Origin of the sequence: Vibrio porteresiae DSM 19223, assembly GCF_024347055.1 — a bacterium.
In the GTDB taxonomy this organism is placed as follows: Bacteria; Pseudomonadota; Gammaproteobacteria; order Enterobacterales; family Vibrionaceae; genus Vibrio; species Vibrio porteresiae.
Genome location: NZ_AP024895.1, coordinates 123,194 through 146,463 on the forward strand (window position 1 = coordinate 123,194; position 23,270 = coordinate 146,463).

Below are 23,270 nucleotides of genomic sequence, written 5' to 3' on the forward strand. Positions count from 1 at the left end.
CTCGTTGCATTTGAGCCGATTCACGCCTGTTGCAACGAAACGCTGCTACCTTCCTTAGCTCACCGCTATCGTAAGGACATAATAAGAACAGAGAATTCAAAGGAAATTGTATGGCGATCTCGTTACGAAGTAAGACCAAATTGCTGCTGTTGACCGTTATTCCGCTGGTGATCATCACTTCGATTGTCACATGGGTGTTTTATCGCAGTGGCGTGCAAAATCTAGAGCAAGAGTTAACGCAATATCGTCATGACCTTATTGAAACGCGCAAAGCGGAACTGAAATCTTACATTCTGATGGGCGTCACAGCAGTGAAACCTTTATACGATGCCGATCAGCATGGTGAAAACCAGGCACTGGCAAAACAAATACTCAAGGCGATGCGATTTGGTGAAGATGGCTATTTCTTTGGCTATAACTCGCAAGGTGTCACGGTATTGCATGGGATGAATGTGAGTTTAGAGGGCAAAAACCTATACGGGCTAAAAGATGAAAATGGTTTACTGGTGATTCAAGAGATTATCAAAACCGCCAAAGAAGGTGATGGTTACCTTGAGTTCTCTTGGAATAAGCCCTCGTTACATAAAGCAGTACAAAAATTGGGTTATCAACAATATCTATCTAAGTGGGATTGGATTTTAGGGACGGGCGTCTATATCGATGATATCGACCATCAAGTAGCCTCCTATCGTGCGAACCGAGAAGCGCAGCTTTATTCTCAAACTTGGTATGCGATTGGCTTATCTGTGTTCGGTTTAATCATTACGATTATTGTGGTGAGCTGGATAATATCCCGTGGCGTTAAACCACTAAAACACATTGCTGAATCTTTACAAGATGTAGCAACAGGTGAGGGAGATTTAACCGCTCGTTTAGCCGTAGAAAGCCAAGATGAAATTGGTGATGCTGCGCGAGCCTTTAACCAGTTTATGGATAAAATTCACTCGATGATCAAAGAAGTAAGTCGCGCTGAAACAGGCATCGCGCAAGCGGTGGTATCACTCAATCAACAAAATGCTCAAGCCAATCAACAGATGAGCGAGCACAGCTTAGAAACCGATAAAGTCGTGACGGCCGTGACCGAAATGAGTGCCACTGCGCGAGAAGTGGCACAGAACACCAACTCTACGGCACATGCGATTGAATCAGCCAACGAGCAAATATCGGCAGCACAACATGAAGTAAATGATGCCGTCAAAGGTATCGATGCGTTAGTCAAAGAGGTCAATACCACATCGGATGCGATTGCTGAATTGAGTGCGCAAGCAAGCCAAATTACCAAGATTCTCAGTGTGATCGGTGATATTGCTGAGCAAACCAATTTGCTTGCTCTTAATGCCGCAATTGAAGCGGCGCGTGCAGGTGAGCAAGGAAGAGGTTTTGCTGTGGTTGCAGATGAGGTGCGTTCTCTTGCGGGAAGGACGCAAGTCAGTACCCAAGAAATCGGTGATATGTTAGGTACACTAAATCACGGTGTAGAAAAAGCAGTGAAGAGTATGCAGGTGAGCCAAGAGCGTGGTGAGCAAACAGCTAAGGATTCTCAAGCGATTCGCAGCAGTTTATCGGGGATCGCACAAGTCGTGAGCACGATTCAAGAAATGGGTATCCAAACCGCCTCCGCAGCTGAAGAGCAAAGCTTAGTGGCGGAAGACATTAATCAAAACTTGGTTCACATTCAGCAAATCGTCAATGAATTAGGTGAGGGTGTGCATCAGTCGGTCGAGATTGGTGAATCGCTTGCCGCCTCAGGGAATGAAATGAGTGCATTGGTCGGACACTTTAAGATCTAAGTTAAGTGAAGTGACTCGAAAGGATCGCCAGGTGTCATTGAGCTTCTAGCATATTTTTGTCCTGATAGGGCTTCTTTTTAAGGAGCCCTTTTTTATGAAATTAAAACAGTTGCCCAGCGATTCGCTTCCACGGGAAAAATTGCTTAAGCGAGGCGCTCATTCATTATCTGATGCTGAGTTATTGGCCATTTTTTTACGCACAGGAACGCCGGGCATGAATGTGCTAACGTTGGCCGATCACTTACTGAATGATTTTGGCTCACTTCGCGCGCTCTTCTGTGCTTCTCAAGAACAATTTTGTTTACGTAAAGGCTTGGGGGTTGCAAAGTTTGTCCAACTCCAAGCGGTAGTGGAGATGACGCAGCGCTTTCTCGCGGAAACCTTGCAACGGGGTGACGCTTTGACTAGCCCTGAACAAACCAAGCTCTATCTTTCCAGCGTACTGCGCGATCGCCAACGAGAAGCCTTCTATTTGCTGTTTCTCGATAATCAGCATCGAGTCATCCAAGATGAGATTCTCTTTGAAGGTACTATTGATTCCGCCTCTGTTTATCCGAGAGAAGTGGTGAAGCGTGCGCTGCACCATAATGCCGCTGCAGTTATTTTGGCTCATAACCACCCATCAGGTATTGCTGAGCCGAGCCAAGCCGATCGCCGCATTACGACTCGGTTAATTGACGCGCTTTCATTAGTGGATATTCGGGTATTAGATCATTTCGTGGTTGGGGATGGAGAAGTTATCTCATTTGTTGAACGCGGTTGGATTTAAATAAAAAAGAATGGAATGATTAAAATCTAACCGAAACAAAAAATTTCTACGAAAAATTCTGAAAATTTTCATGATCAAATTTATCCATATCACTAAGGATTAAAGATCTGGTTATAAAAGAGGGAATTTTTACAAAAAATCGGAGACTATCCCACCGTTAACCCCAGTAATAACAGTCATTCTAAGTGGCGTTTTTTTCAACAAACTAAAAATCTGTAGCCAAAAAAATGTTGGAGTTAGGCTAAATAAATCCTAAAAAACAACGAGCTTGGCAGATAATCTCCATTTTGGTAGCGATATAATTAACTTTGTAAAGCGCGTCATAGTATTAGCTTATGTGACTCTATTACTTTTTCCCTTGTTAGTTGGCTAAAATCTGATACTATTCGCAAACATTTTTAAACCCCAACTCAGCTCGCCAGAGAAAAAAGATCAGTGAATCCTGCAAAAAGGATCTGTTCGGGTCTTGAGCAATGCATGGCAAGTTAGTATAATGCGCGACCTTTGATAGCCTTGTATGGATTTACCATAATGGTTTTTACCTCTGAACGAGGTTCGGCCAAGCAAGGTTGATATCGAGCTGAAACGATTTGGAGAAGACATTCATGTCCCGAGTATGCCAAGTAACTGGTAAGCGTCCAGCAACGGGTAATAACCGTTCACACGCAAAAAATGCTACTAAGCGTCGTTTTCTGCCGAACCTACAAACTCATCGTTTCTGGGTAGAGAGCGAAAAACGTTTTGTTAAATTACGCCTATCTGCTAAAGGCATGCGTATCATCGACAAGAAAGGCATCGATGCTGTTCTTGCTGATATGCGTGCAAACGGCGAAAACGTTTAAGAGGAAATAGACCATGGCAAAAGGCATTCGTGAGAAAATCCGCCTAGTATCTTCAGCAGGTACTGGCCACTTCTACACTACTGACAAAAACAAACGTAACATGCCAGGCAAATTTGAGATCAAAAAATTTGATCCAGTAGTTCGCCAGCACGTTGTGTACAAAGAAGCTAAAATCAAGTAATTGGTTAAAGCCTCTTTACAGAGTGTGTAAAAAAACCCAGCCTTACGGTTGGGTTTTTTATTATCTGGACTTCACTCTTTACCTTTCGCTATAGTTTCAGGCAGTACGTCTGTCGTGAACATTATCCAATTCAAAGACGTATGGCTGTGTTTAGGAGCGAGGATTCCCCATGCGTGTATCACCATCAAGACGACGCCGCTGGAACAATATTATGATTGTTTTGGTGATTGTATTTATTGGTGTTCTTAATTTGCCCACATTCATCAAAGCCTACTTGCTCGATCCACCTAAAGCAGAGGTATCCACTTATCCTTATGTACTTAATCATGATAAGCCTCTCCAGCAGCTTAACTTTGCCCAGTTTTCGTTAACCAAAAACTCTCAGGGAGAGTGGCAAGCGAGTCAAACACTCTCTATCACACCAAATGAGCTTGTCGCACATTGGCAAGAGCTCAAAGGTACAATTATTGATGACAAGACCATGAAATCACTCGAAACCAAACTAGGTAATCCTGCAACGGTGGAAGTGTGGTATCAAGGTCAGGAAGAACCACAAAGGGTCACCTACTATCAGTCTGATAAGTTTTGGCTTTTTAATACTTGGCAAGGTCAATGGGTTGCGATTTCTGTAGCGAAAAGTTATATCATTCCTCATCAAGCTAAATAGTTGTGCACTGTTGTGTTTACATCGGTATGTGTTTTTGCCTAAGGATATACAATGCCAGAATTGCCTGAAGTTGAAGTTAGCCGCCAAGGTATTTCACCTTACTTAGTTGGAGTGAAAGTGAAATCCATCGAAGTGAGAACGCCCAAACTCAGATGGGAGATTCCTTACGACTTGAAAAAGCTTGAAGGGCAGGTGATTCGCAATATTTCACGTCGAGCAAAATACCTATTACTATCAACAGACGTGGGGACTGCGATTGTGCATTTAGGCATGTCCGGTTCTTTACGGGTACTCGATGCGCCGATGGCTCCTGGTAAACATGATCACGTTGATCTCTTTATGAGTAATGGCAAAGTTTTACGTTATAACGATCCGCGCCGGTTTGGTGCGTGGTTATGGTGTGATAATGGTCAAGAACATGCGGTACTCGCCAATCTTGGACCGGAACCATTAAGCCATGATTTTACTGCTGACTATATGATAGAACGAGCGAAGAACAAGCGCGTGACGATTAAGCAGTTTATTATGGATAACAAAATGGTGGTTGGTGTTGGCAATATCTACGCGAACGAGTCGCTGTTTACTTCGCACATTTTGCCTTATAGAGAAGCCGGTTCTTTAAGCCAAACCGAGTGGCAAACCTTAGTGCAAGAAATCAAAGCGGTATTGGCCCATTCGATTAAACAAGGTGGAACTACCTTGAAAGATTTTGCTCAAGCAGATGGTAAACCTGGGTATTTTGCCCAAGAGTTGCGAGTCTACGGAAAAGCTGGTCAGCCATGCCCAGAATGCGAATCTGAGATAGCAGAGCAAAAAATCGGACAAAGAAATACCTTTTTTTGCCGTGTGTGCCAACGATGAACCATTAGTGGTAACTTTTGAGAGGGATTTTTCATGAAGTATTTGGTGACTGGTGCGGCTGGTTTTATTGGTTCTGCTGTTGTTCAGCGTCTCTGTACGTTAGGTCACCAAGTAGTAGGAATCGATAACTTAAACGATTACTACCCAGTTTCTCTTAAGATGGATCGCTTAAAACGCATTGAGCATGAACTCTTTACCTTTAAAGAATTGGATCTTGCCGATAGAGAAGGAATTGCTGCGCTATTTGCTACCGAGCAATTTCATCGTGTTATTCACCTTGCGGCTCAAGCAGGTGTGCGTTATTCCATTGAAAATCCAATGGCGTATGCCGATAGTAACCTAGTGGGACACTTAACGATTCTGGAAGGTTGCCGCCACAACAAAGTGCAGCATTTGGTGTATGCCTCTTCTAGCTCTGTTTATGGTTTAAATCGCAAGATGCCATTTGATACCTCTGATTCTGTGGATCACCCAGTATCTCTTTATGCGGCAACCAAAAAAGCCAATGAGATGATGGCCCACAGTTATTCTCATCTGTATAACTTGCCAACGACAGGCCTACGCTTTTTTACAGTTTATGGCCCGTGGGGACGTCCAGATATGGCTCTGTTCAAATTCACCAATGCGATTGTCAAAGGTGAGGCGATTGACGTCTACAACAATGGTGACATGCAGCGCGACTTCACTTATATCGATGATATCGTTGAAGGCATTCTACGTATTCAAGATGTTATCCCTACTCGCCAAGAGAATTGGAGTGTTGAGGAAGGATCGCCAGCCAACAGTTCAGCACCTTATCGGATTTACAATATTGGTCATGGTAGCCCAGTAAAACTGATGGATTATATTGAAGCTCTGGAAGAGTCATTAGGTGTTGAAGCGAAGAAAAACTTTATGCCGATGCAGCCTGGTGATGTGTATGCCACTTATGCCGATACCGAAGATTTGTTTGAAGCGATCGATTATCGACCACAGGTGAAAGTCAAAGAAGGCGTTCAAGCCTTTGTCGATTGGTATAAAGAGTATTACCACTGCTAAAAACCGATTAAACTTCATCGTTTATTTCTTTCAGTTGATGTTCCTATCATCAACTGAAAGAGCATCGCTAAGATATCCACTTTCCAGACTTTTTGGTAACATAGCTTAAGTTCTTTTCTTACTTATAGTTATGAAATCATGAAATTTCCTAAGCTCGCAAAGTCACTTGATAGAAAATTTGGCGCTCTGAGAAAACAGTCTAATTTTTTGAACAGATTGTACAACCATCTTTCAGATATTAACGTTGAGCATAGTTTTCACTCGGCAAAGACCCAGGCTGAAATCAAGAAATTGGCCGATGATGCGGTCGCCAAACTTCTTGAGCCGACGGCCGCTGTATCCTCATCGAACTATTTACCCAAAATTGTCTGGATGTTCTGGCATTCTGGGTTTGATAATGCCCCTGAGGTGGTCAAGCTCGGCGTGATGTCTTGGCAGAAAATGAACCCAGACTATGAAGTAAGGTTGCTCGATAACAGTAATATTCACGAATACCTCGGATTCGATTTACTTCAAGCATTCAGAAACACATCGGTAAGATGTTTGCTGCCGATTAAAGCGGATATTTTGCGGTTATATCTACTTAGTCGTTACGGTGGTATTTGGGTGGATGCAACAACATTCTGCTTAAAGCCATTGAGTGAGTGGTTACCAACAGCATTAGCTCCGTGTAATCTGTTTAATTTCAAGCAAAAGAACAACCCAACTCGTCCAATTGAAGTATGGTTTATTGCTGCACCTAAAGGGTCACCGATCATTAATGATGTTCTAAAGCAGTATATTGGCTATTTGACGAAACCACGCCAATTGACCTTGTTTATTTCCGGCAAAGTCCCTCTATTGGAAAAAGTGATTACAGAAGATGAAAAACAGAAGCCACTCGATGGCTCTGTATCGGAAAGAGCAGAGGTTTTTGGGTTTATGCCTTATTTTTCAATGGGATATTTCTTTTATCAAGCTTTGGCGAAACATCTGTCAGCAGAGCAATTGACTATTTATCTTCGTAACGATGAAGACGGCAGAATGACAAACAGTTATGCATTAACCAAAGACCCGTTTCCGGCATTTGAAAATGCGTATGTTTCAAAACAAACCTACCTATCGTCTTACATGAGCAGTGAGTTGTTTGCGCAACGAAAAGCGGTTTTATTCGAAAAATTGAATAACACCGAATCAGAATAATTCCGTTGTTTATTGCCTAACTATTTGAAAGCACCTGCATCTTCAATGGTGCTTTCGTCCATTTATTTTCTTTCATTTATTTGTAATAATTTGCGACCTAATTAGCTCATAGTTAAAGTTTTTCAGATAGAATTATGAGATGTCATACAAACGTCATTGCGCGTGCAAATGAAAATCTAATGGTAGAGAAATAGAAAACTATGACAAAAATAGCGATTTTCAACGTTGGTCGTAAGTGTTTTGGTAATACCGTATTGCAATTACCTTTTTTTATTGCATTGAAGCAGCACTACCCAGATTGCCATATCACGTTATTTACGTCTCAACAAACGAGCCAAGTCCTGCTTTTTAATGGTTGTGTCGACCAAATCATCTCAGATAGAAAAGTCTCACCAGTGCGGTTAGCGTCACTGCTCAAATCGGGTGGGTATGATCTTTTATTTAATTTAAGACGAACCAGTGGGCGTATCCATTTAAGTTGCGCTCTCAGTGGTATGAGCAACAAGTATGCTTATACAACCAATCGTTTCCATGATCTTTATTACCGAAAAAATGTGGTGTTTGACAAATGCACCATGTACCCAGCGGTGGCGTACTTATCCTTATTAAACGATGTGACCGATAGCCAATACAAAACGGATATTATTCGAACCCTAATTCCTGCGTCTGACCAACGCCCTAATGCGCTTACATTGCTTCCAGGGGGAAGCTCTCATCCGAAAAAATGGCCGATTGGGCATTATATTAAAGCGGCAGAATTGCTGGTTTGTGATGAGCAGATGAGGAACAAAATAAAGCAGGTCAACATTGTCTTAGGTCCTCAAGAAGAGGAATACCTAAGCCAAATTCCAGAGAGTATTGGTGCTATCCCTGTGTGCATTCACAAACAACCTAACGTAAAACAACTGGTTGAGTTGGCTTCACAAAGTGTACTTGCATTATCGAATGATTGTGGCCCTGGACATATATTCCAAATGAGTAAAGTTCCAATGGTGGTGTTATTTGGTTGGATTGACGGTGTCTCCCCATACCATGTTATTCAGGAATGGTTTTTAAGCCATGATAACTCATGTGCAGTAACTCCTGACTCCGACCAAAAGAGCATAGAAACCATACCTGTCAATAAAGTTGTAGGTATGGCTAAAGTGGTGGCTACTATAAAAACTAACAGTACAAACTAAAAAAGCCTATCAAATGAAAAGCAATCGATAGAAGAGTATTTTAGTTAATACTCTTTTACGAAGTGAGAATATGTTGAAAAGCACGATTGATGCGTTTTAGGGTCTGCTTATAGGTATAGGTTGGGAAAAGAATCCCCACTTTGATAAAGTTGGCGAACCCGATACCATCAATCAAAATGAGTTCGTATTCTCCAAGAGCATTAGATCGTAAGCAGATGTTTTGTAAACGTAAATCCGTTACAGAAACCGGTACTGCTAACATTCTGTCGCGAAAGCGAATGGCCGCATCGCGAATCTTACTCATATCCAACGAGATATCACTGTCTAATAATGTCAGTAAGTTATTCGCCACACTGCCATCTTGTTCTAACACTAATTCGCAGACTAAACCTGGGCCTTGATTGGTCTCAACCCATTCAAGAGGTTTCGCGACAGGTGCCTCTTTATTCGCAAGATAGCGACGTGCATAGCGATACTCACGCACACTTTCATCGACTCTGCGTTTTTGGTGATAACGGACTTTGATGCATCGGTCGGGGAACTCTGGATGTTGATAACAGATTCGTTCTGAGCCCTTCCCGATGATGTTTGCATGGGTTAGGTCAATCATGATTGCACCTTTTTCTCGATTGCCTCCGCAATGAACTCAGGGACAAAAGAGCGGATATCACCACCGTGGATGGCTACTTCTCTCACAATGGTCGATGAAAGAAACATGTATTGTTCAGTCGGCGTAAGGAAAATGCTTTCTAAATTGGGTTGCAGATGACGATACATGTTAGTTAGACCAAACTCATACTCAAAATCGATCGTAGTGCGCAAGCCGCGAATCAATACATCCGCTTTTTCTTGCTTTACAAAATCGATCAGTAGACCAGAGAAACCTTTCACTGAAACATTTGGCATATGCTTGGTCACTTCGGTCGCTTGCTCTACGCGTTCTTCTAAAGTGAACATGGTCTTTTTAGAAGGGCTTGCGGCAATACCAATCACCACATCATCAAAAAGATTAGCGACACGTTGAATGATATCGAGATGACCGTTGGTCAATGGGTCAAAGGTACCCGGATAAACGACTTTCTTAATCATAATGAGTCAATTCTTTCGTAAATGTCCTGATAAAGCTTCGCAGTATGTTCGATCCTAAACTCCTGCAGCTTTTCTAAAGCACCTGTCGCCAATGTTTCACGTAACTGAGCATCCTCTTTGATAGTCAGAATAGCATCGGCTAATGCTTGATAATTACCTGGTTCAATAAGCAGACCAGATACGTGGTCTTCAATAATATCTGGAATACCTCCTGCGCGACTGGCTGCAACGGGTAATCCGCTGTGTAAACCTTCTAAGATGACAGAGCCTAAACCTTCAGTATAAGAAGGATGAACTTGCATATCTGCCGCAGCAAACCAAGTTCCCATATTGCTCTGTTTGCCCATAAAGGTCAGATTGGAGAGAGAGCCTGCTTGCTGTTCTAAGTCAGCTCGTTCTTTGCCATCACCGAGTAGAGCAAAATGGATATCTGGATGTGTCTTTTCTAGCAGTTTTGCTGCACCAATAGTCACATCAAACCCCTTGTGTTTCAGCATATTGGCTGCGTGAATCACGAGAAATTTTCCGGAAAATTGCGTTTGAATTTTCTCTAAAGCGACAGCATCAACCGGATAGGTAACCGGAGAGCTGGGTATTTTAAATGTCTGAATATTCGGGTAAGCGTCATGCACTTTTTGTACTATGTCACTGCTTAACCCAATCACCGCATTGGCATTTGAATAAGCCTGTGTCGCTAACCATTTCTTTTTCATCACGTTATCGATTCGACGCGTCACAATATACGGAATCTTAAACAGTAAATGCTGTAGCCACGCCCAATAAATTGCTCGCCCCTCATGGACATGAATGAGCTGACAATCCTGAGTGATATCGCGGCGATGAGAGCGCAAATAATGCGTGGCTAACACCAAGCGACAATCCAATTGCCGAATGGCTTCCGCAAAAGGGCTTTTGGGATTGGCGACGACAGTCAGTTCATATCCCATCGCGATTTGTTGCTTAATCAGCTGCAAGGTTTGGTTTTCACCACCATGATAACCAGACGCCAGATTGACGTGACAAATCTTCATTGGGTTTACCAAACTTTATTAAAGTCTTCTTGGGCGAGGACTTTAGGATCACGTTGATATTCAAGTAGTTTTGCGTATTTCAGATAACTATTCACTGCAGAACTCAATGCGACTGTCATGCCATCAACACCACCGAGAAACCCACGTTGTAGAATGTATTTACGAAAGAAGGCGCTTAAACCGTGGGTAAAAGGAGACAATGCGGTTGCGCGTTTGCCTTTTTGGTACATGATTTTGGCTGCGCGACCACTAAAGTTGCGTCCTGGCTTAGCAAACAGTTGGCCAAGATTCTCAAATGAGTAGTGGATTAAGTCACAGTTTAAATGTTTCGGATTGCTGGCCTGAACAGATGCGTGCTGTTTCACTTCAGAGAATTTGGTTTTCTGACGATTATAGAGACGAATACAGTAGTCAGGATACCAACCGCACTGTTTAATCCAGCGGCTACCAATGTAATTGCGGCGGCGAAAAGCAAACGCATCATGCTCGGTATGAGTAAGATCGAGTTTTTTGATCTGCTCAATGGCTTCTGGAGTTAAGCGTTCATCGGCATCAATGCTCAGAACCCAATCATTACTTGCGTGCGGAAGACCCACGTTTTTTTGAAAACCGTCGCCTAAGTAGGATTGCTCAACCACAATCGCTCCCATTTCACGGGCAATTTCTTGAGTTGCATCGGTACTTAATGAATCCACAATAATTACTTCAGAGCAAACGGTCTGGAGTGATTCAATACACTCTTTGATGTTCTTTGATTCATTCAGTGTAATGACAATGCCTGTAATCATTTTTATTCTCTCTAATTTCCAGTGAAAAGCCCGCCAAGGCATGGAGATTGGTCGGCAATATTAGCGATTTTATCGCCACAAGTCTTGCATAACCTTGTCAAACATTGCTTTGACCTGCTCTACGGATATTCTTTCCATGGCTCGTTCATCTTTGACTCGTGTCCGCCAATCAAGCTCTTCGAGTGGCGTATTAGGGTGTTCTATGGCTATCGCTTCTTGATAGGCCGAAACAACATAATGACGAAAACAGTACGGGCCAGTTCGTTCAGGATTATGGTGAGCATAGAGACCTATCACCGGAGTTCCCATCGCATTCGCCATGTGGGTTGGGCCAGTATCTGGAGCAATCACTAAATCTGCTTTATCCAATAAGGCTAACATCTGCTTAATCGAGCTTTTGCCCACCAAATTAGTCACTGGGCTTTGAATTTGCGCTAACACAGCATCGCACAGCTGGGTTTCAACCGGTGATGGACTGCCAGCAATAATGACGTTGAAATCATGAGCTGCCGCGTAATCCACTAATTGTGCATAGCCTGTTGCTGTCCAGTTTTTATAGGCCTTACTTGCGCCGGGAACCATAATCAAATTGCGCTTAGTCGAGTTTAGCTGTGCTTTGGCCCATTCACCGTCTTGCTGTGAGTAAGATAGCTGCCAAGTGGGCGTCATATCGGTCACACCCAAGGTATGACCAAAAGCCAGTAACCCATCAAGCACGTGTGGTGTTGATGGCGAAGGCACTTTGACGTTGGTAAACCATGTTTGGAAATCTTGGCTTCTCACTGCATCAAAGCCTAATTTGTATCGGGCTTTTATGCCTAACGTCGCAACGCTAGCACGTAAGGCATATTGCATGTGTAACAGTGCATCAAATTGGCGACCTTTTAGGTGGCTCCAAAGCTTACGATACCCTTGCCAGCCTTGTTTTTTATCAAATACCACCACTTCTACTCCTGGAAGATCGCAGATTAATTGCGCTTCCAGTTTTCCGGTTATCCAAGTGATCTGCGTTTGTGGCCATGTACGTTGAATCGCCTGTACTGCTGCGACGGTATTACAGACATCACCAATAGCGGAAAGACGCAAAATACACAGCGATTGTGGTGCAGAAGTAAACAAAGTCATGGTGTCTCACTTGAAAATCAATCTAATGGCAACAGGGTATTTAAGCAGTACGCTTTTATTTTCATATAAGGGCGTTGATTTTATTGCGCGCGTTACTAAGCGTCTACTCATTTACCCTTAAACTATGGCAATAATGACCAGCAATGCTTTGATTGTATTAGATGAAAAATCCTTTGTGGACTAAAAATAACCGAACGGAAGTTAATTTACGGTTAAGCTAGACACTTGTATAGCAAATTTTTCGTTCAACAAAGATAAGATAGTGACGAGCTTGTTGAGTTTTAGGTAAACTGCGTTACTTCTTGACCAATAAGGAAAGAGTGAGCCTGTGAAAAGAGTGCATCCTTCGGCGAACCAACAAATTTGGTATGACGAAAATCTATTTAGTGGTGACCCACTGCAAGCATTTGACCCGAGTTATTGGCAGCAGCAACAAAAAGTGACCGGCAGCGCGCAAGGTCGAGGAACCACGTGGTTTGTCGAGTTAGCCAATATTGAAGGTGCACTGCGCCACTATCGTCGTGGAGGGTTGTTTGGCAAAGTGGTCAAAGACCAATACTGGTTTCATTCATGGGAACAAACGCGTAGTTATCAAGAATTCATTTTATTACAAAAGCTTAGCCAAGCAAATGTTAATGTACCTCGCCCGATTGCCGCTCGAGCTGTTAAAAATGGTCCTTTTTATCGCGCCGATTTACTCAGTGAAAAAGTACCTAATGCCAAAGACTTGGTGGATTTACTTTGTTCACAGCCGCTTAATCGAGAGATTTATCAAAAGATTGGACAGATGGTGCGTCGTATGCACAATGCTGGAGTAAACCATACCGATCTCAATATTCACAACATCCTACTCGATGAGAACGAGAAAGTTTGGATCATCGATTTTGATAAATGTGGCTTTGCTTCGCTAGGTGGTGAATGGGCAGAGCAAAACTTGGCTCGTCTTAAACGCTCATTTCTTAAAGAGCAGCCAAAATTTCCTACTCATTGGTCTTTAGAATGCTGGCAATGGTTGCTGGAAGGTTATCAGCAGTCCAAGGAAAATAGTTAGTTTCTGAGTTGTTTCTCTCTACTGAGCTTGTCTTTGGGCAGGCAAATGAAAATAGGTTTCTGTTATGAAAGACGTTAAGGGTAAGTACACAACCTTAGGGTTGTTTGCTCTGGTTAACGCGTTGATAGCGATTGCAATCTCGACGCGCTATTTCCAATATTTGCCTGTGATACCTACCGATAGTGTTGGCTTTACCTATTTGATAACGGCGGTTCTTGGCCATGTCTCTATGTTGGCTGGTGTGATTGCTCTGATCGGTTTAGTGGTGATGTGGCTGCCATTCGGGTTGGCACGTTGCCTCATTGCACTGCTCGCTACCCTCGCGTTGGCGACGCTAACCATCGATACCTTCGTGTTTGCCCAATACCGTTTTCACATTAACGCGGTTGTGCTCAACATGGTGCTATCTGGGCAGATCGTTGAATTCGCGCTACCCACTTGGCTAAAAGTGATCGGTGGCTTTGTCGCATTGTGGTTGGTGCAATGGTGGCTAGTTGGCTTTACTCATCGTTATCTCACGCCAATTCGTTGGCGATTTGGTAAAGCATTTAGCTGGTTGATGGTGATCTGCCTGCTAGTGGCAAATGGTATTCATGTCTGGGGTTCAGCGAATGGTCGTCAATCGGTTCTGATGACGGATCGTTACTTACCACTGTTTTATCCGTTAACGGCTAACTCACTGATGAAAAAAATGGGGTGGGTTGATCTGCAGGCGTTAGAGAACGAGAAGTCACTGAAAAACAGTAAGAAGCGTAGTGATCTCAATTACCCGCTGACTCCACTACAAACTCAGCCTGTCACTAAGCCACTCAATATTGTCTTTTTGGTTATTGATTCATGGCGTTACGATAGCTTCACTCCTGAAGTCGCTCCTAACTTATGGCGTTATGCACAGCAAGGCCGTATTTATCAGCATCATATTTCTACAGGTAATGCGACTCGCGCAGGTATTTTCGGCTTATTCTACGGCATCCCGTCTACTTATTGGCAGGCGTTCTTGGCAAACCAACGTTCACCAGTGTTGATGGATCGTTTGCAACAATTGGGTTACGACATCCAAGCCTTTGGTTCGGCAAAAATTACGAACCCAGAGTTTAACCAAACGGTATTTCGCAATGTGCCAAATTTGCGCTTAGAGTCCGATGGTGATTCACCTTACCAACGTGATGAGGATGTGAATCACGACTGGATGCAATGGTTTGAACATCGTGATACGTCTAAACCAAGCTTTTCATTCTTATTCTATGATGCTCCGCATGGCTACGATTTCCCTGCTGATTATTCTCCGACCTTTGAGCCAATGCTTAAAGATGTCGATTATCTGAAGCTTAACAATGACTTTGATCCAAAGCCATTTATGAACCGTTATAAAACCTCTGTTCATTTTACCGATGGCTTAGCGGGGAAAGTATTGGATAAACTCAAAGCCAGTGGTCAGTTAGACAATACGGTAGTGATTATCACCGGTGACCACGGCCAAGAGCTCAACGACAATAAACTGAATTATTGGGGTCACAACAGTAACTTCACCAACTATCAGGTTCACGTACCGTTTGTGGTCATTGCTCCAGGAGTTAAACCGGGTGAAGAACTGAATTTGACCAGTCACCAAGATGTAGCCCCAACGCTATTGCATCACTTCCTTGGTGTCACTAGTCCAATTCATGATTATTCGACAGGCGTTGATTTACTCGACCCTGTAGCAAAACGAGATTGGATTATCTCAGCCAAATACAGCGGTTATGCAGTGATTACGGATAAAACGATTTTGGAGGTCTCTTCGGCGACTGGGACCTATGAGTTGCTGGATAAAACGAATCGACCGATCAGCAATGAGCAGCCCAACTTCTCACAACTGCAAGCGGCTTTGGAAGAAATCAGTCGTTTTAGTAAGTAAATCACGCAGCCCGACACGCTTTGCATGTCGGGCATTTTTTCTTTTGTGGTAAAGTGTGGACCTAAATCAGACGAACCATGAATGAAACATCCTTATGTTCCGTATTTTCTATACCTTACTGATTACCTTAATTTCGCCTTTGGCGTTGTACTCCTTACTGAAAAAACGCAGTGATAAACCAGCTGTTGGAGAGCGTTGGAAGGAGTATTTCGGCTATGTTTCCCCACTGATACTCGACGAGTCCAACCAAGCGATAATTTGGTTGCACACCGTCTCTGTGGGAGAAGTGCTTGGTGCCACCGCCTTTGTCCGCACACTAAAACAGCGTTATCCGCACCTTAAAGTTGTTATGACCACGACAACCACGACTGGCGCAGAGCAAGTCAGTAAGTTAGGTGATTTGGTTGAACATCGCTTTATGCCACTCGATTTTCCTTGGGCGATTCGTCGCTTTATTCGCACCATTAAACCGACTCAGTTGCTGATCATGGAGACAGAGCTGTGGCCAAACACCTTAGCCGTCGCTAAACAAATGAACGTTCCTGTCTCAGTGATTAATGCTCGTTTGTCGCAGCGTTCTGCTCAGCGGTATCAAAAAATAGCTGCGATTGGCCGTTTCCTTGCCCGTCATATCGAACATATTTACTGTTTGCATCAAGATGATGCTGAGCGTTTTCAAGGATTAGGCTTTGCTGCTGCGCAGGTGACAGTCACGGGTTCATTAAAATTTGATATTCAAGTGTCAGAGCAAGTGATTGAGCAAGGGATTCAATTAAGAGCGGAATTAGGCGCGAATCGTCCTGTATGGGTTGCTGCAAGTACCCATCAAGGGGAAGACGAACCGTTACTCGAAGTACATCGTCAAGTATTAGCCACAGTACCTAATGCATTGCTGGTGTTGGTTCCCCGTCATCCTGAGCGGTTTAAAAGTGTTGCTGAGCTGGTTTCATCTCAAGGGATGAGGTGTGTTCGACGCACCAGTTCACAGCCAGTGGATGAGCATACTCAAGTATATTTGGCCGATACCATGGGTGAGATGATGACGGTGCTCAGTGCAAGCGATGTGTGCTTTATGGCCGGTAGCCTACTGGGTGATAAGGTCGGGGGACATAATTTGCTTGAACCTGCCGCACTGGGTTTACCAACGATTACCGGACCAAGCTATTTTAACTTCACTGACATTACCCAGCAGCTCTTGCAAGCAAAAGCGACCACGGTGTGCGAAACACCTGATCAAATCGCTACCACTTTGATTATGCTATTGAACAACCGATCTGCGCGGACAATACAGGGGCAAAGTGCCCAGCAGGTGGTTAACAAAAACCGTGGTTCAATTGATAAAACGTTAACAGGATTATTTCCCCATGAAGCAGCTTGATTACCAATATCCACTCGCGCCGGATTGGCAACTTCCTGTAACGATTGATGCCAGTGGTCGTCTCGTTTTTAACAAAGATGAAGTGCCTGAATTGGATACGATGACTGTATTGCTAGAGTTTGGCTATGCAGCGAAAAGTAAGAAGAAGATGGGCGTGATCTTGTTGTCCCAACCCAACTATCAAGCCGAAGGGCGAGAGTGCGAGCAGTATTTTGAACCTGGCCAATCAGGCAAGCGCTATGTGAACTTGTCGGCTTTTGATCATCTCGATGAGTTAATCCTTAAAGCCAATGATTGCCTGATGGGTGAACAAGCGCGTTTAGTCGGCTTTCGTAATCCCGATTTAAAGCAAGGACCGATTTTGATCGTGGCTCCTCATGCTGATGATGCTGAGTTAGCGGCTTATGGTCTGTACGCGAAGCATCATGAGAACGTGTGGATCGTGACCTTGTATGCAGGTGAAACCCTGCAAAAACTGGATAAGCAGTATATCCCTAATCTTGATACAAAACGTGATGAGGGTATTGCTCGTAAGGCGGCTATTCGTCATTGGAACAGCATGACCACGCCGTTACTTGCCAATGTGCCATCTAAGCAATTAGTTAACTTGGCGTATACCGGAGTAACGGTAGATAACCTTCATTCTGCGCCACACACTGAAATTCCTTACGGTGTATCAGGTTGTAATCCAAGCCACTTTCGTCAATGGAACGGCGTACCTCTTGCCAATGATACCAAAGGCGAAAATTCGCCTCAGGCAATGATCGATGATTTAGCGCAGCTGCTTAATATCATTAAGCCCACGACTGTACTGGTTACCGACCCTGAAATCGATCCTCATCCTGAACATCGCGCTGCCGCAAATGCGTTAGCACTTGCTATCGCTCAAAGTGGTGACGCACCAGAGCAGGTTTTGCTTTATATCAACCACTTAAAAGATATCCACGATTTTCCTTATGGACCAGAGCATGTGACGAGCGCTCTTGCTCCCAATTATCAAGAATTTCGCCAGCTCAAAACAGTGAAAGTGTTCAGCCAGTCATTATCGCTAGCGACTCAGAAAGACAAAGTCGTGGCGTTAGATTCAATGCATGACTTACGTGCAAAAGACCGATTTGAGAAGAAACTAAAACGCTGGTGGAAAGAAAAACGCTTTGGTTACGGCTACCGTTACTATGGTAATCATGCGTATTTCCAAACACACATCAAAGCGGCGGAAGTGTTTACAGTGGTTACTGGTAAGGACTTTAGTGAGCAGTTACTAGCGCGGTAATGCTGTAATCTGTTTTACCTTCTTTAAAAGGATGGTCGTGAAGGGAGCTGTTGCGCGCCGAAATTACTGTATTCGTGGTATTTTTCTGGTCTTTGGTTTTGAAGCGTTTGTATTAGCTTCAGTGGAAGCCAAATAAAATACGCAGGGATTAAAATTTTATTTATTAATTTTAGTTTATTGTTTTACAAGGATAAATTAGGTTTGTGCGCATAATCCCCCCTCTAACTCCCCCCTTAAAACCAAGGGGGGAGAACCGGATCGAGCATGTTGTGATTTTAGCGCTCACCGTCACGTTCTAGTACTGGATTTATTTGTAGTAATTGCTTGAAATGGCATCAATTTTGATAGCTGAGGTGGTCGCAGTTTCAAGCATATCTGAACCCAGTGCTCTGGCGCATATCTCGATCTGGCTTCCTCCTTTTTTAGAGGGAGGGCTGGGAGTTAGCGCGCGATTAAGTTGATTTAATTTAATAAAAACAATTAGTTATAAAGGGCTTTAGCAAACTCACGAATAAAGGAATTGACGATTTGCTTGCCATCAAATTGGGCTAGCGAACGAGCCACGCAGTCATTATAAGAATCGCTTTGGATTGCATTAAGACCAAACCACATTTTTTCCGCTAAAGCTTCAGGTGTCATATCGGCCAAGTACTGGTCCAGTTCTCCCTGCATAATTTGAGAAACACCGCCTGGGCAGCGGGTGGCAACAACGGTTGTACCACAAGCAAGCGCTTCAATGATTACCATACCAAGCCCTTCAGACTTAGAGCTGAGAACAAATAAATCGGCATGATAAAACCACGCATAAGGGGGATTTTGTGCCCCTTTGAAAAAAACACGATCGCGAAGTTGCAGTTCATCAACTAGTTTCTCTAAAGAGTCTCTTTCTTTACCATCCCCAACCAAAACCAAATCTTGAGTGACCTCATGGGATTGAACTAACCGATGATAAGCTCGAATCAAAAGAGGGAAGTTTTTGACAGGGTTTAGTCGTCCAAGTCCTAACAGATAAGGTCTAGGATGAAGTGCATCACGAGACCCCATAGGGTGTTCAGCTATACGGTCAAATTCGATTGGATTGCTGATCAATGCAGTTCTCTCGGGCACAAATTGATAACGTTGTACCATTTGCTGGAAGTTATCCATTACGCCTTGAGAAATGCATACCATCTTGCGTTTGCCATACAAACGAGAAAAAGCCCAGCGGGAAAGAAAACCATAATGCTCTTGGGCTTGCACACTTTCACACACAAACACAAAACGAGAATCTTGTAATGGCCAGACATGTTCAAAAGTGCCATGACCACGAAAGATAATTAAATCAAAAGGTTTTCCTGCTTCTTGCTCCATCTGAGCCAATTTGTTCGCAAACACTTTTGCTTCAGCATAAGCAAAAAAGAGCGAATACGTTTTACGCATCAAAAGGTTAGATAGGCGACAAAGGATCAACCATAAAATGCTGATACCAGTCTGCAATACACCTTTTTTTACGTCTATCAAAGAGACAGGAATCGCTGGGTTTTCTGGCCTCAACTCGACACGACGATTTTTGAGATAGATAAGATCAACCTCATGACCATCATCATGGCAGGCGCTCGCTAGGTTGACTGCGACACGCTCCATTCCGCCGATTTTAAGACTGTTAACGACCACAGCTATTTTCATAACATATTACTCTGCTTGATGATTTTTCTTGAGTGAGGAAGCTAAGTAGAAGGTATACAAACACCCAAAAATGATATTGTGAGTGTAGACACCAAACGTCCGTGAGCTGAAGGTTTCAAAGAAGTTAACAACCAACCAGAACGCCATAAACATCATGGCAAAGACGGTAAATGATGTTAGCTCTGGGCGTTCTCTCTGCACGATAAATAACGAACGGATAAGCCAGTAGTACATGGTATAAATCAACAATAGACCGACAATCCCATAAGAGACCAAGGTTTCTATATGAAAATTATGTAAGTGGCCGAATTCTGCTTTTAGCTCAGGAGGAAATTTATCTGACTGCTGAATCACTTGTTTAATAGCGGAGGCGCTGTTGCCTAAAATTGGATGCTCACCAATCCAATGTGAAGCTTCAATCCAAGAGTTGACCCTGATGCCGATACTGGTCATTGGAATATGTTGCCAATCACCCGAAATAATGGTGCTTATCACCGAGTTTTCAGTATCAACACGTTTTTCAACGATTGACGACGTACAAAACAGCCCAATCAATAAAGCAATGGTTAAATACAGGCCGACGAGGACTTTGCCTCGACAGCGCTGACTATGAAAAGAGAGAAATATAGGAAGGACAACTAAAGCAACAGTTAGGGCTAACCAAGCTTGCCTTGATTGAGAGACGACCAATAACCAGGTTAGACCTGATAGAGCAAATGTATTCAATATGAGTAAAACAATCTTATGCAGTTTTTTAAGGTCACTGGTTGCTCCCCAGTAATAGTTAAAGCCACACACTATCATGCCAACGCCAGCAAACATCGAAGTGAACTGAGCGTTTTTAATATCAAAATCTGCGCGAATACCAGATAGTGCTCTTAGCATATCCTGATGGAAATCAGGAGCAAAAAACAATGCGACGTAGATACCTAGCACAAAAGTACCAAGCAGAGTTAAAACGCGACGAGTGGACCCTTTTAACCAATACGCAATAAACACAAAACTAAACAATTTGGCAAGGCGATCTAATGTTGGGATATCTCTAGCAAATTCTGGGTGTGTATAGAGAGCATTAGCCCAACTGAGAATCTGCGCAATCAGCACTAATCCGAGTAACTTCACCATAGGATCACGCATCAGCGTTTTTCTTTCGGTGATTAATAAGGGAGCCGAAAAAATCATAAAAAGGGTAAATAGGTTTCTACCAATACTTTCAAAACCAACAGAGACAAAAGCGATAACACAAAGCAGTACCAAAATGGTCTGGTGTACCGTTCTATGTCGATAAAAACGTTGAAGAGTATTTAGATAACTCTCTGGCCGAGGCGATTTATTCATGGTGTCAGATGGGTTCATTATTTAAACATTACTTAGTAAAACGGATTGATTTGCCTTGTTGTTATTGTATCGGCAGCAATCATAATTTATTCAATAGGAACGATTAAAGAAATCACATGCTGACTACTCAAATCGGTTAAACAGCGCAAATGCCCAAGCGGACATTGACGTTGAAAGCAGGGGCGACACTCTATATCGGTACTAACGATATTCACCTTATCGGTGAGTGGTGGAGTGTAATCAGGAGAAGTGGATCCATAAATGCCGATAACGTGACAACCGACAGCAGCAGCAACGTGCATTAACCCCGAATCGTTGCTGACTACGGTTTTGCATGCACCAAGAAGATCCACAGCTTGAATCAAGCTGGTAGCTCCTGCCAAATTATGCAGTTTTGTTCGTTGTTCTTCGCCAACGAATTGAACGATCTCTTCACACGTCGCATGGTCTTTTTTTGAACCAAACAGCCAAACTTGATAGCCTTGTTTAACTGCGTGCTGGGCGACTTCTGCGTAGTGTTTCGTTGGCCACTGTTTCGCTGGGCCAAATTCTGCACCAGGGCAAAGGCCAATCACTGGGTTATCCAGGTTCAATGCCAATTGATGTAGAGCCTGTTGCTGAGTCTCTTGGTTCACTGTGAGCTTAGGTATTGGCAATGTTGATAACCCACCTAATGAACTAGAATCGACCATTTCTTTTTTAGGATGAGCTAATGCGACTAGTCGCTCTACCATATATTTAAATAAGTTACGATTAGGGCGAATATCATTCAATAAGCCATAGCGCATTTCCCCTTTCCAACCAATACGTTTTGGAATTCGAGCAAAGAAAGGGACCAATGCGGATTTGGCTGAACGAGGTATAACATAAGCTCGGTCATACTGTTCTGTACGTAACTGACGACCAATGCTGTAACGAGTTTTGATATCAAAAGCACCATGTTCCAGAGGCATTTCTAATGCATGGCGAACTTCTGGCATGCGCTCAAGGATCGGTTTGCACCAACCTGGAGCTAATACATCAATGATAAGTTCCGGATCTTGTTCCTTTAGGCGCTTAAATAGCGATTGTGACATCACCATATCGCCGACCCATGAAGGGCCAATAATTAACACTTTGCTCATTTTGTATCACTTTTTTGTAATTGAGCCTTTGCTTCTCTATAAAAGTCGCGACCGTCAGGTTGAGTTTTCAACAAACGCAACGTCCACATATATTGCTCTGGTGACTGAGAAACCGTCTGTTCGATAAACTGGTTCATCATGCGAGCATCTTGCTCTTCAGATTGCGTAGGAAAATCACCAAAAGCTGGGTAAATATCCACGGCGTATCTCCCAGTTTTTGCGTCTATTGAAGTAAACACAGGGACAATAGCTGCTCTTGAGAGTTTAGACAATTTTCCTAGTCCTTTCAGAGTTGCTTTGGTTGTCGCAAAAAAATCCACAAAAACACTGACATCGGCACCGTGGTCTTGATCGGGCAAATAGTAGCCAAGATAGCCGTCACGAACCGATTTAATAAAAGGCTTCACTCCATCGTCACGTTCGTGCACTTTGCCACCATATTGGACTCGTTGACGATGCATAAGCCAATCTTGAACTTCGTTTTTTTGTTTTTTAGCCATTGCGGCAACGGGCAAGTCTAAAGAGGCGAGCAGAATAGCGGGAATATCAATGGTCCAATAGTGTGGTACCAATAGAATGACATTCTTACCTTGCTCTTGTGCGGCTTGGATATGCTCTAGACCGCGAATATCACATTGTTGCCGTAACCAGTTACGACTTTTTAGTGTCAGTAAGCCAAAACCAGTAAGGAATACACCCGCAGTAATCAAGGTGTTGAGCAGTATCTGCTCTCGCTCTTCAACGCTTTGTTCTGGGAAACAATGCGCTAAGTTTGTGCGTGCATTAAGCATCGTGCCTGTTTTCTTTTTGATCATCTTATTGGCTAACTTGGTTGATAACCAATAGCGAAACTGATGAGGAAGTAAAGAGAACGGGATCCACACAACCAAAGTTAACCAGGTACCCCAGTATTTAGGCGCGAAAAAACGCCAAGTTAACCGCGGGTTATACGCTTTAGGGTCGAAATCATCACGAGCAGAAGAAGGCATGTAAATCTCAA

The 23,270-nt window shown here is 43.3% G+C and carries 22 protein-coding genes; 13 read left to right on the top strand and 9 right to left on the bottom strand.

Translation table 11 applies throughout. The annotated features are described in order from the left end of the window. Positions 1 to 110 precede the first annotated feature (110 nt). From OCV11_RS00560 to OCV11_RS00600, 9 genes are all read left to right on the top strand, one after another. Positions 111 to 1,790 carry a methyl-accepting chemotaxis protein gene (locus OCV11_RS00560; RefSeq protein ID WP_261894295.1) on the top strand — a complete coding sequence of 560 codons (1,680 nt, stop codon included), beginning with the start codon at positions 111 to 113 and terminating at the stop codon, positions 1,788 to 1,790. A 94-nt stretch (positions 1,791 to 1,884) separates the two neighbouring features. Further along, the gene (gene radC, locus OCV11_RS00565) at positions 1,885 to 2,559 is read left to right on the top strand and encodes a RadC family protein (RefSeq protein ID WP_261894297.1); all 675 of its coding nucleotides are present in this window, start codon (positions 1,885 to 1,887) and stop codon (positions 2,557 to 2,559) included. Between the two features lie 605 nt (positions 2,560 to 3,164). Continuing rightward, positions 3,165 to 3,401, top strand: coding sequence for a 50S ribosomal protein L28 (gene rpmB, locus OCV11_RS00570; RefSeq protein WP_068711438.1), 237 nt, complete (start codon positions 3,165 to 3,167; stop codon positions 3,399 to 3,401). A 13-nt stretch (positions 3,402 to 3,414) separates the two neighbouring features. Further along, entirely contained in the window at positions 3,415 to 3,582 is a 168-nt protein-coding gene (rpmG, locus tag OCV11_RS00575) for a 50S ribosomal protein L33 (protein ID WP_004728408.1), read from the top strand. Between the two features lie 169 nt (positions 3,583 to 3,751). Beyond that, positions 3,752 to 4,249 carry a hypothetical protein gene (locus OCV11_RS00580; protein WP_261894299.1) on the top strand — a complete coding sequence of 166 codons (498 nt, stop codon included), beginning with the start codon at positions 3,752 to 3,754 and terminating at the stop codon, positions 4,247 to 4,249. Between the two features lie 51 nt (positions 4,250 to 4,300). After that, positions 4,301 to 5,110, top strand: a complete 810-nt coding sequence (mutM, locus tag OCV11_RS00585) for a bifunctional DNA-formamidopyrimidine glycosylase/DNA-(apurinic or apyrimidinic site) lyase (protein WP_261894301.1) — start codon at positions 4,301 to 4,303, stop codon at positions 5,108 to 5,110. 33 nt (positions 5,111 to 5,143) lie between these two features. Further along, positions 5,144 to 6,148: an NAD-dependent epimerase gene (locus OCV11_RS00590; RefSeq protein WP_261894303.1), complete on the top strand. Its 1,005-nt coding sequence runs from the start codon at positions 5,144 to 5,146 to the stop codon at positions 6,146 to 6,148. 207 nt (positions 6,149 to 6,355) lie between these two features. Further along, positions 6,356 to 7,330: a capsular polysaccharide synthesis protein gene (locus OCV11_RS00595; RefSeq protein WP_261894305.1), complete on the top strand. Its 975-nt coding sequence runs from the start codon at positions 6,356 to 6,358 to the stop codon at positions 7,328 to 7,330. 200 nt (positions 7,331 to 7,530) lie between these two features. After that, on the top strand, positions 7,531 to 8,511 hold the full coding sequence (locus OCV11_RS00600; protein WP_261894307.1) for a glycosyltransferase family 9 protein: 981 nt from the start codon (positions 7,531 to 7,533) through the stop codon (positions 8,509 to 8,511). 55 nt (positions 8,512 to 8,566) lie between these two features. On the opposite strand, the gene OCV11_RS00605 is transcribed toward OCV11_RS00600, so the two are convergent. The 5 genes from OCV11_RS00605 to OCV11_RS00625 form a co-directional block, all read right to left on the bottom strand. Next, complete coding sequence (locus tag OCV11_RS00605; RefSeq protein WP_261894309.1) at positions 8,567 to 9,121, bottom strand: YrbL family protein; 555 nt, start codon at positions 9,119 to 9,121, stop codon at positions 8,567 to 8,569. Then, the gene (gene coaD, locus OCV11_RS00610) at positions 9,118 to 9,600 is read right to left on the bottom strand and encodes a pantetheine-phosphate adenylyltransferase (protein ID WP_222754035.1); all 483 of its coding nucleotides are present in this window, start codon (positions 9,598 to 9,600) and stop codon (positions 9,118 to 9,120) included. The genes OCV11_RS00605 and coaD overlap by 4 nt, the downstream gene beginning before the upstream one ends. Next, complete coding sequence (locus OCV11_RS00615; protein WP_261894310.1) at positions 9,597 to 10,631, bottom strand: glycosyltransferase family 4 protein; 1,035 nt, start codon at positions 10,629 to 10,631, stop codon at positions 9,597 to 9,599. Before OCV11_RS00615 ends, coaD begins: the two co-directional genes overlap by 4 nt. A 5-nt stretch (positions 10,632 to 10,636) precedes the next feature. Further along, the gene (locus OCV11_RS00620) at positions 10,637 to 11,419 is read right to left on the bottom strand and encodes a glycosyltransferase family 2 protein (RefSeq protein ID WP_261894311.1); all 783 of its coding nucleotides are present in this window, start codon (positions 11,417 to 11,419) and stop codon (positions 10,637 to 10,639) included. Between the two features lie 69 nt (positions 11,420 to 11,488). Beyond that, positions 11,489 to 12,544, bottom strand: a complete 1,056-nt coding sequence (locus tag OCV11_RS00625) for a glycosyltransferase family 9 protein (RefSeq protein ID WP_261894312.1) — start codon at positions 12,542 to 12,544, stop codon at positions 11,489 to 11,491. A 337-nt stretch (positions 12,545 to 12,881) separates the two neighbouring features. Between OCV11_RS00625 and OCV11_RS00630 the strand changes: the two genes are divergently transcribed. From OCV11_RS00630 to OCV11_RS00645, 4 genes are all read left to right on the top strand, one after another. Continuing rightward, positions 12,882 to 13,595 (top strand): 3-deoxy-D-manno-octulosonic acid kinase, encoded by a 714-nt coding sequence (locus tag OCV11_RS00630; protein ID WP_261896199.1) that lies wholly within the window; start codon positions 12,882 to 12,884, stop codon positions 13,593 to 13,595. A gap of 64 nt (positions 13,596 to 13,659) precedes the next feature. Further along, positions 13,660 to 15,492, top strand: coding sequence for a DUF3413 domain-containing protein (locus OCV11_RS00635; RefSeq protein ID WP_261894313.1), 1,833 nt, complete (start codon positions 13,660 to 13,662; stop codon positions 15,490 to 15,492). A 94-nt stretch (positions 15,493 to 15,586) separates the two neighbouring features. After that, positions 15,587 to 16,870, top strand: a complete 1,284-nt coding sequence (waaA, locus tag OCV11_RS00640; RefSeq protein ID WP_261894314.1) for a lipid IV(A) 3-deoxy-D-manno-octulosonic acid transferase — start codon at positions 15,587 to 15,589, stop codon at positions 16,868 to 16,870. Next, entirely contained in the window at positions 16,857 to 18,143 is a 1,287-nt protein-coding gene (locus OCV11_RS00645) for a PIG-L family deacetylase (RefSeq protein WP_261894316.1), read from the top strand. Before waaA ends, OCV11_RS00645 begins: the two co-directional genes overlap by 14 nt. 480 nt (positions 18,144 to 18,623) lie before the next feature. Here the strand turns inward: OCV11_RS00645 and OCV11_RS00650 are convergent, their stop codons facing one another. The 4 genes from OCV11_RS00650 to lpxM form a co-directional block, all read right to left on the bottom strand. Continuing rightward, positions 18,624 to 19,808 (bottom strand): glycosyltransferase, encoded by a 1,185-nt coding sequence (locus tag OCV11_RS00650; RefSeq protein ID WP_261894317.1) that lies wholly within the window; start codon positions 19,806 to 19,808, stop codon positions 18,624 to 18,626. Between the two features lie 6 nt (positions 19,809 to 19,814). Further along, positions 19,815 to 21,164 (bottom strand): O-antigen ligase family protein, encoded by a 1,350-nt coding sequence (locus tag OCV11_RS00655; protein ID WP_261894318.1) that lies wholly within the window; start codon positions 21,162 to 21,164, stop codon positions 19,815 to 19,817. Positions 21,165 to 21,232: 68 nt separating this feature from the next. Continuing rightward, positions 21,233 to 22,270 (bottom strand): lipopolysaccharide heptosyltransferase II, encoded by a 1,038-nt coding sequence (waaF, locus tag OCV11_RS00660; RefSeq protein WP_261894319.1) that lies wholly within the window; start codon positions 22,268 to 22,270, stop codon positions 21,233 to 21,235. Then, complete coding sequence (gene lpxM, locus OCV11_RS00665; protein WP_261894320.1) at positions 22,267 to 23,259, bottom strand: lauroyl-Kdo(2)-lipid IV(A) myristoyltransferase; 993 nt, start codon at positions 23,257 to 23,259, stop codon at positions 22,267 to 22,269. Before lpxM ends, waaF begins: the two co-directional genes overlap by 4 nt. Between the last annotated feature and the right edge of the window lie 11 nt (positions 23,260 to 23,270).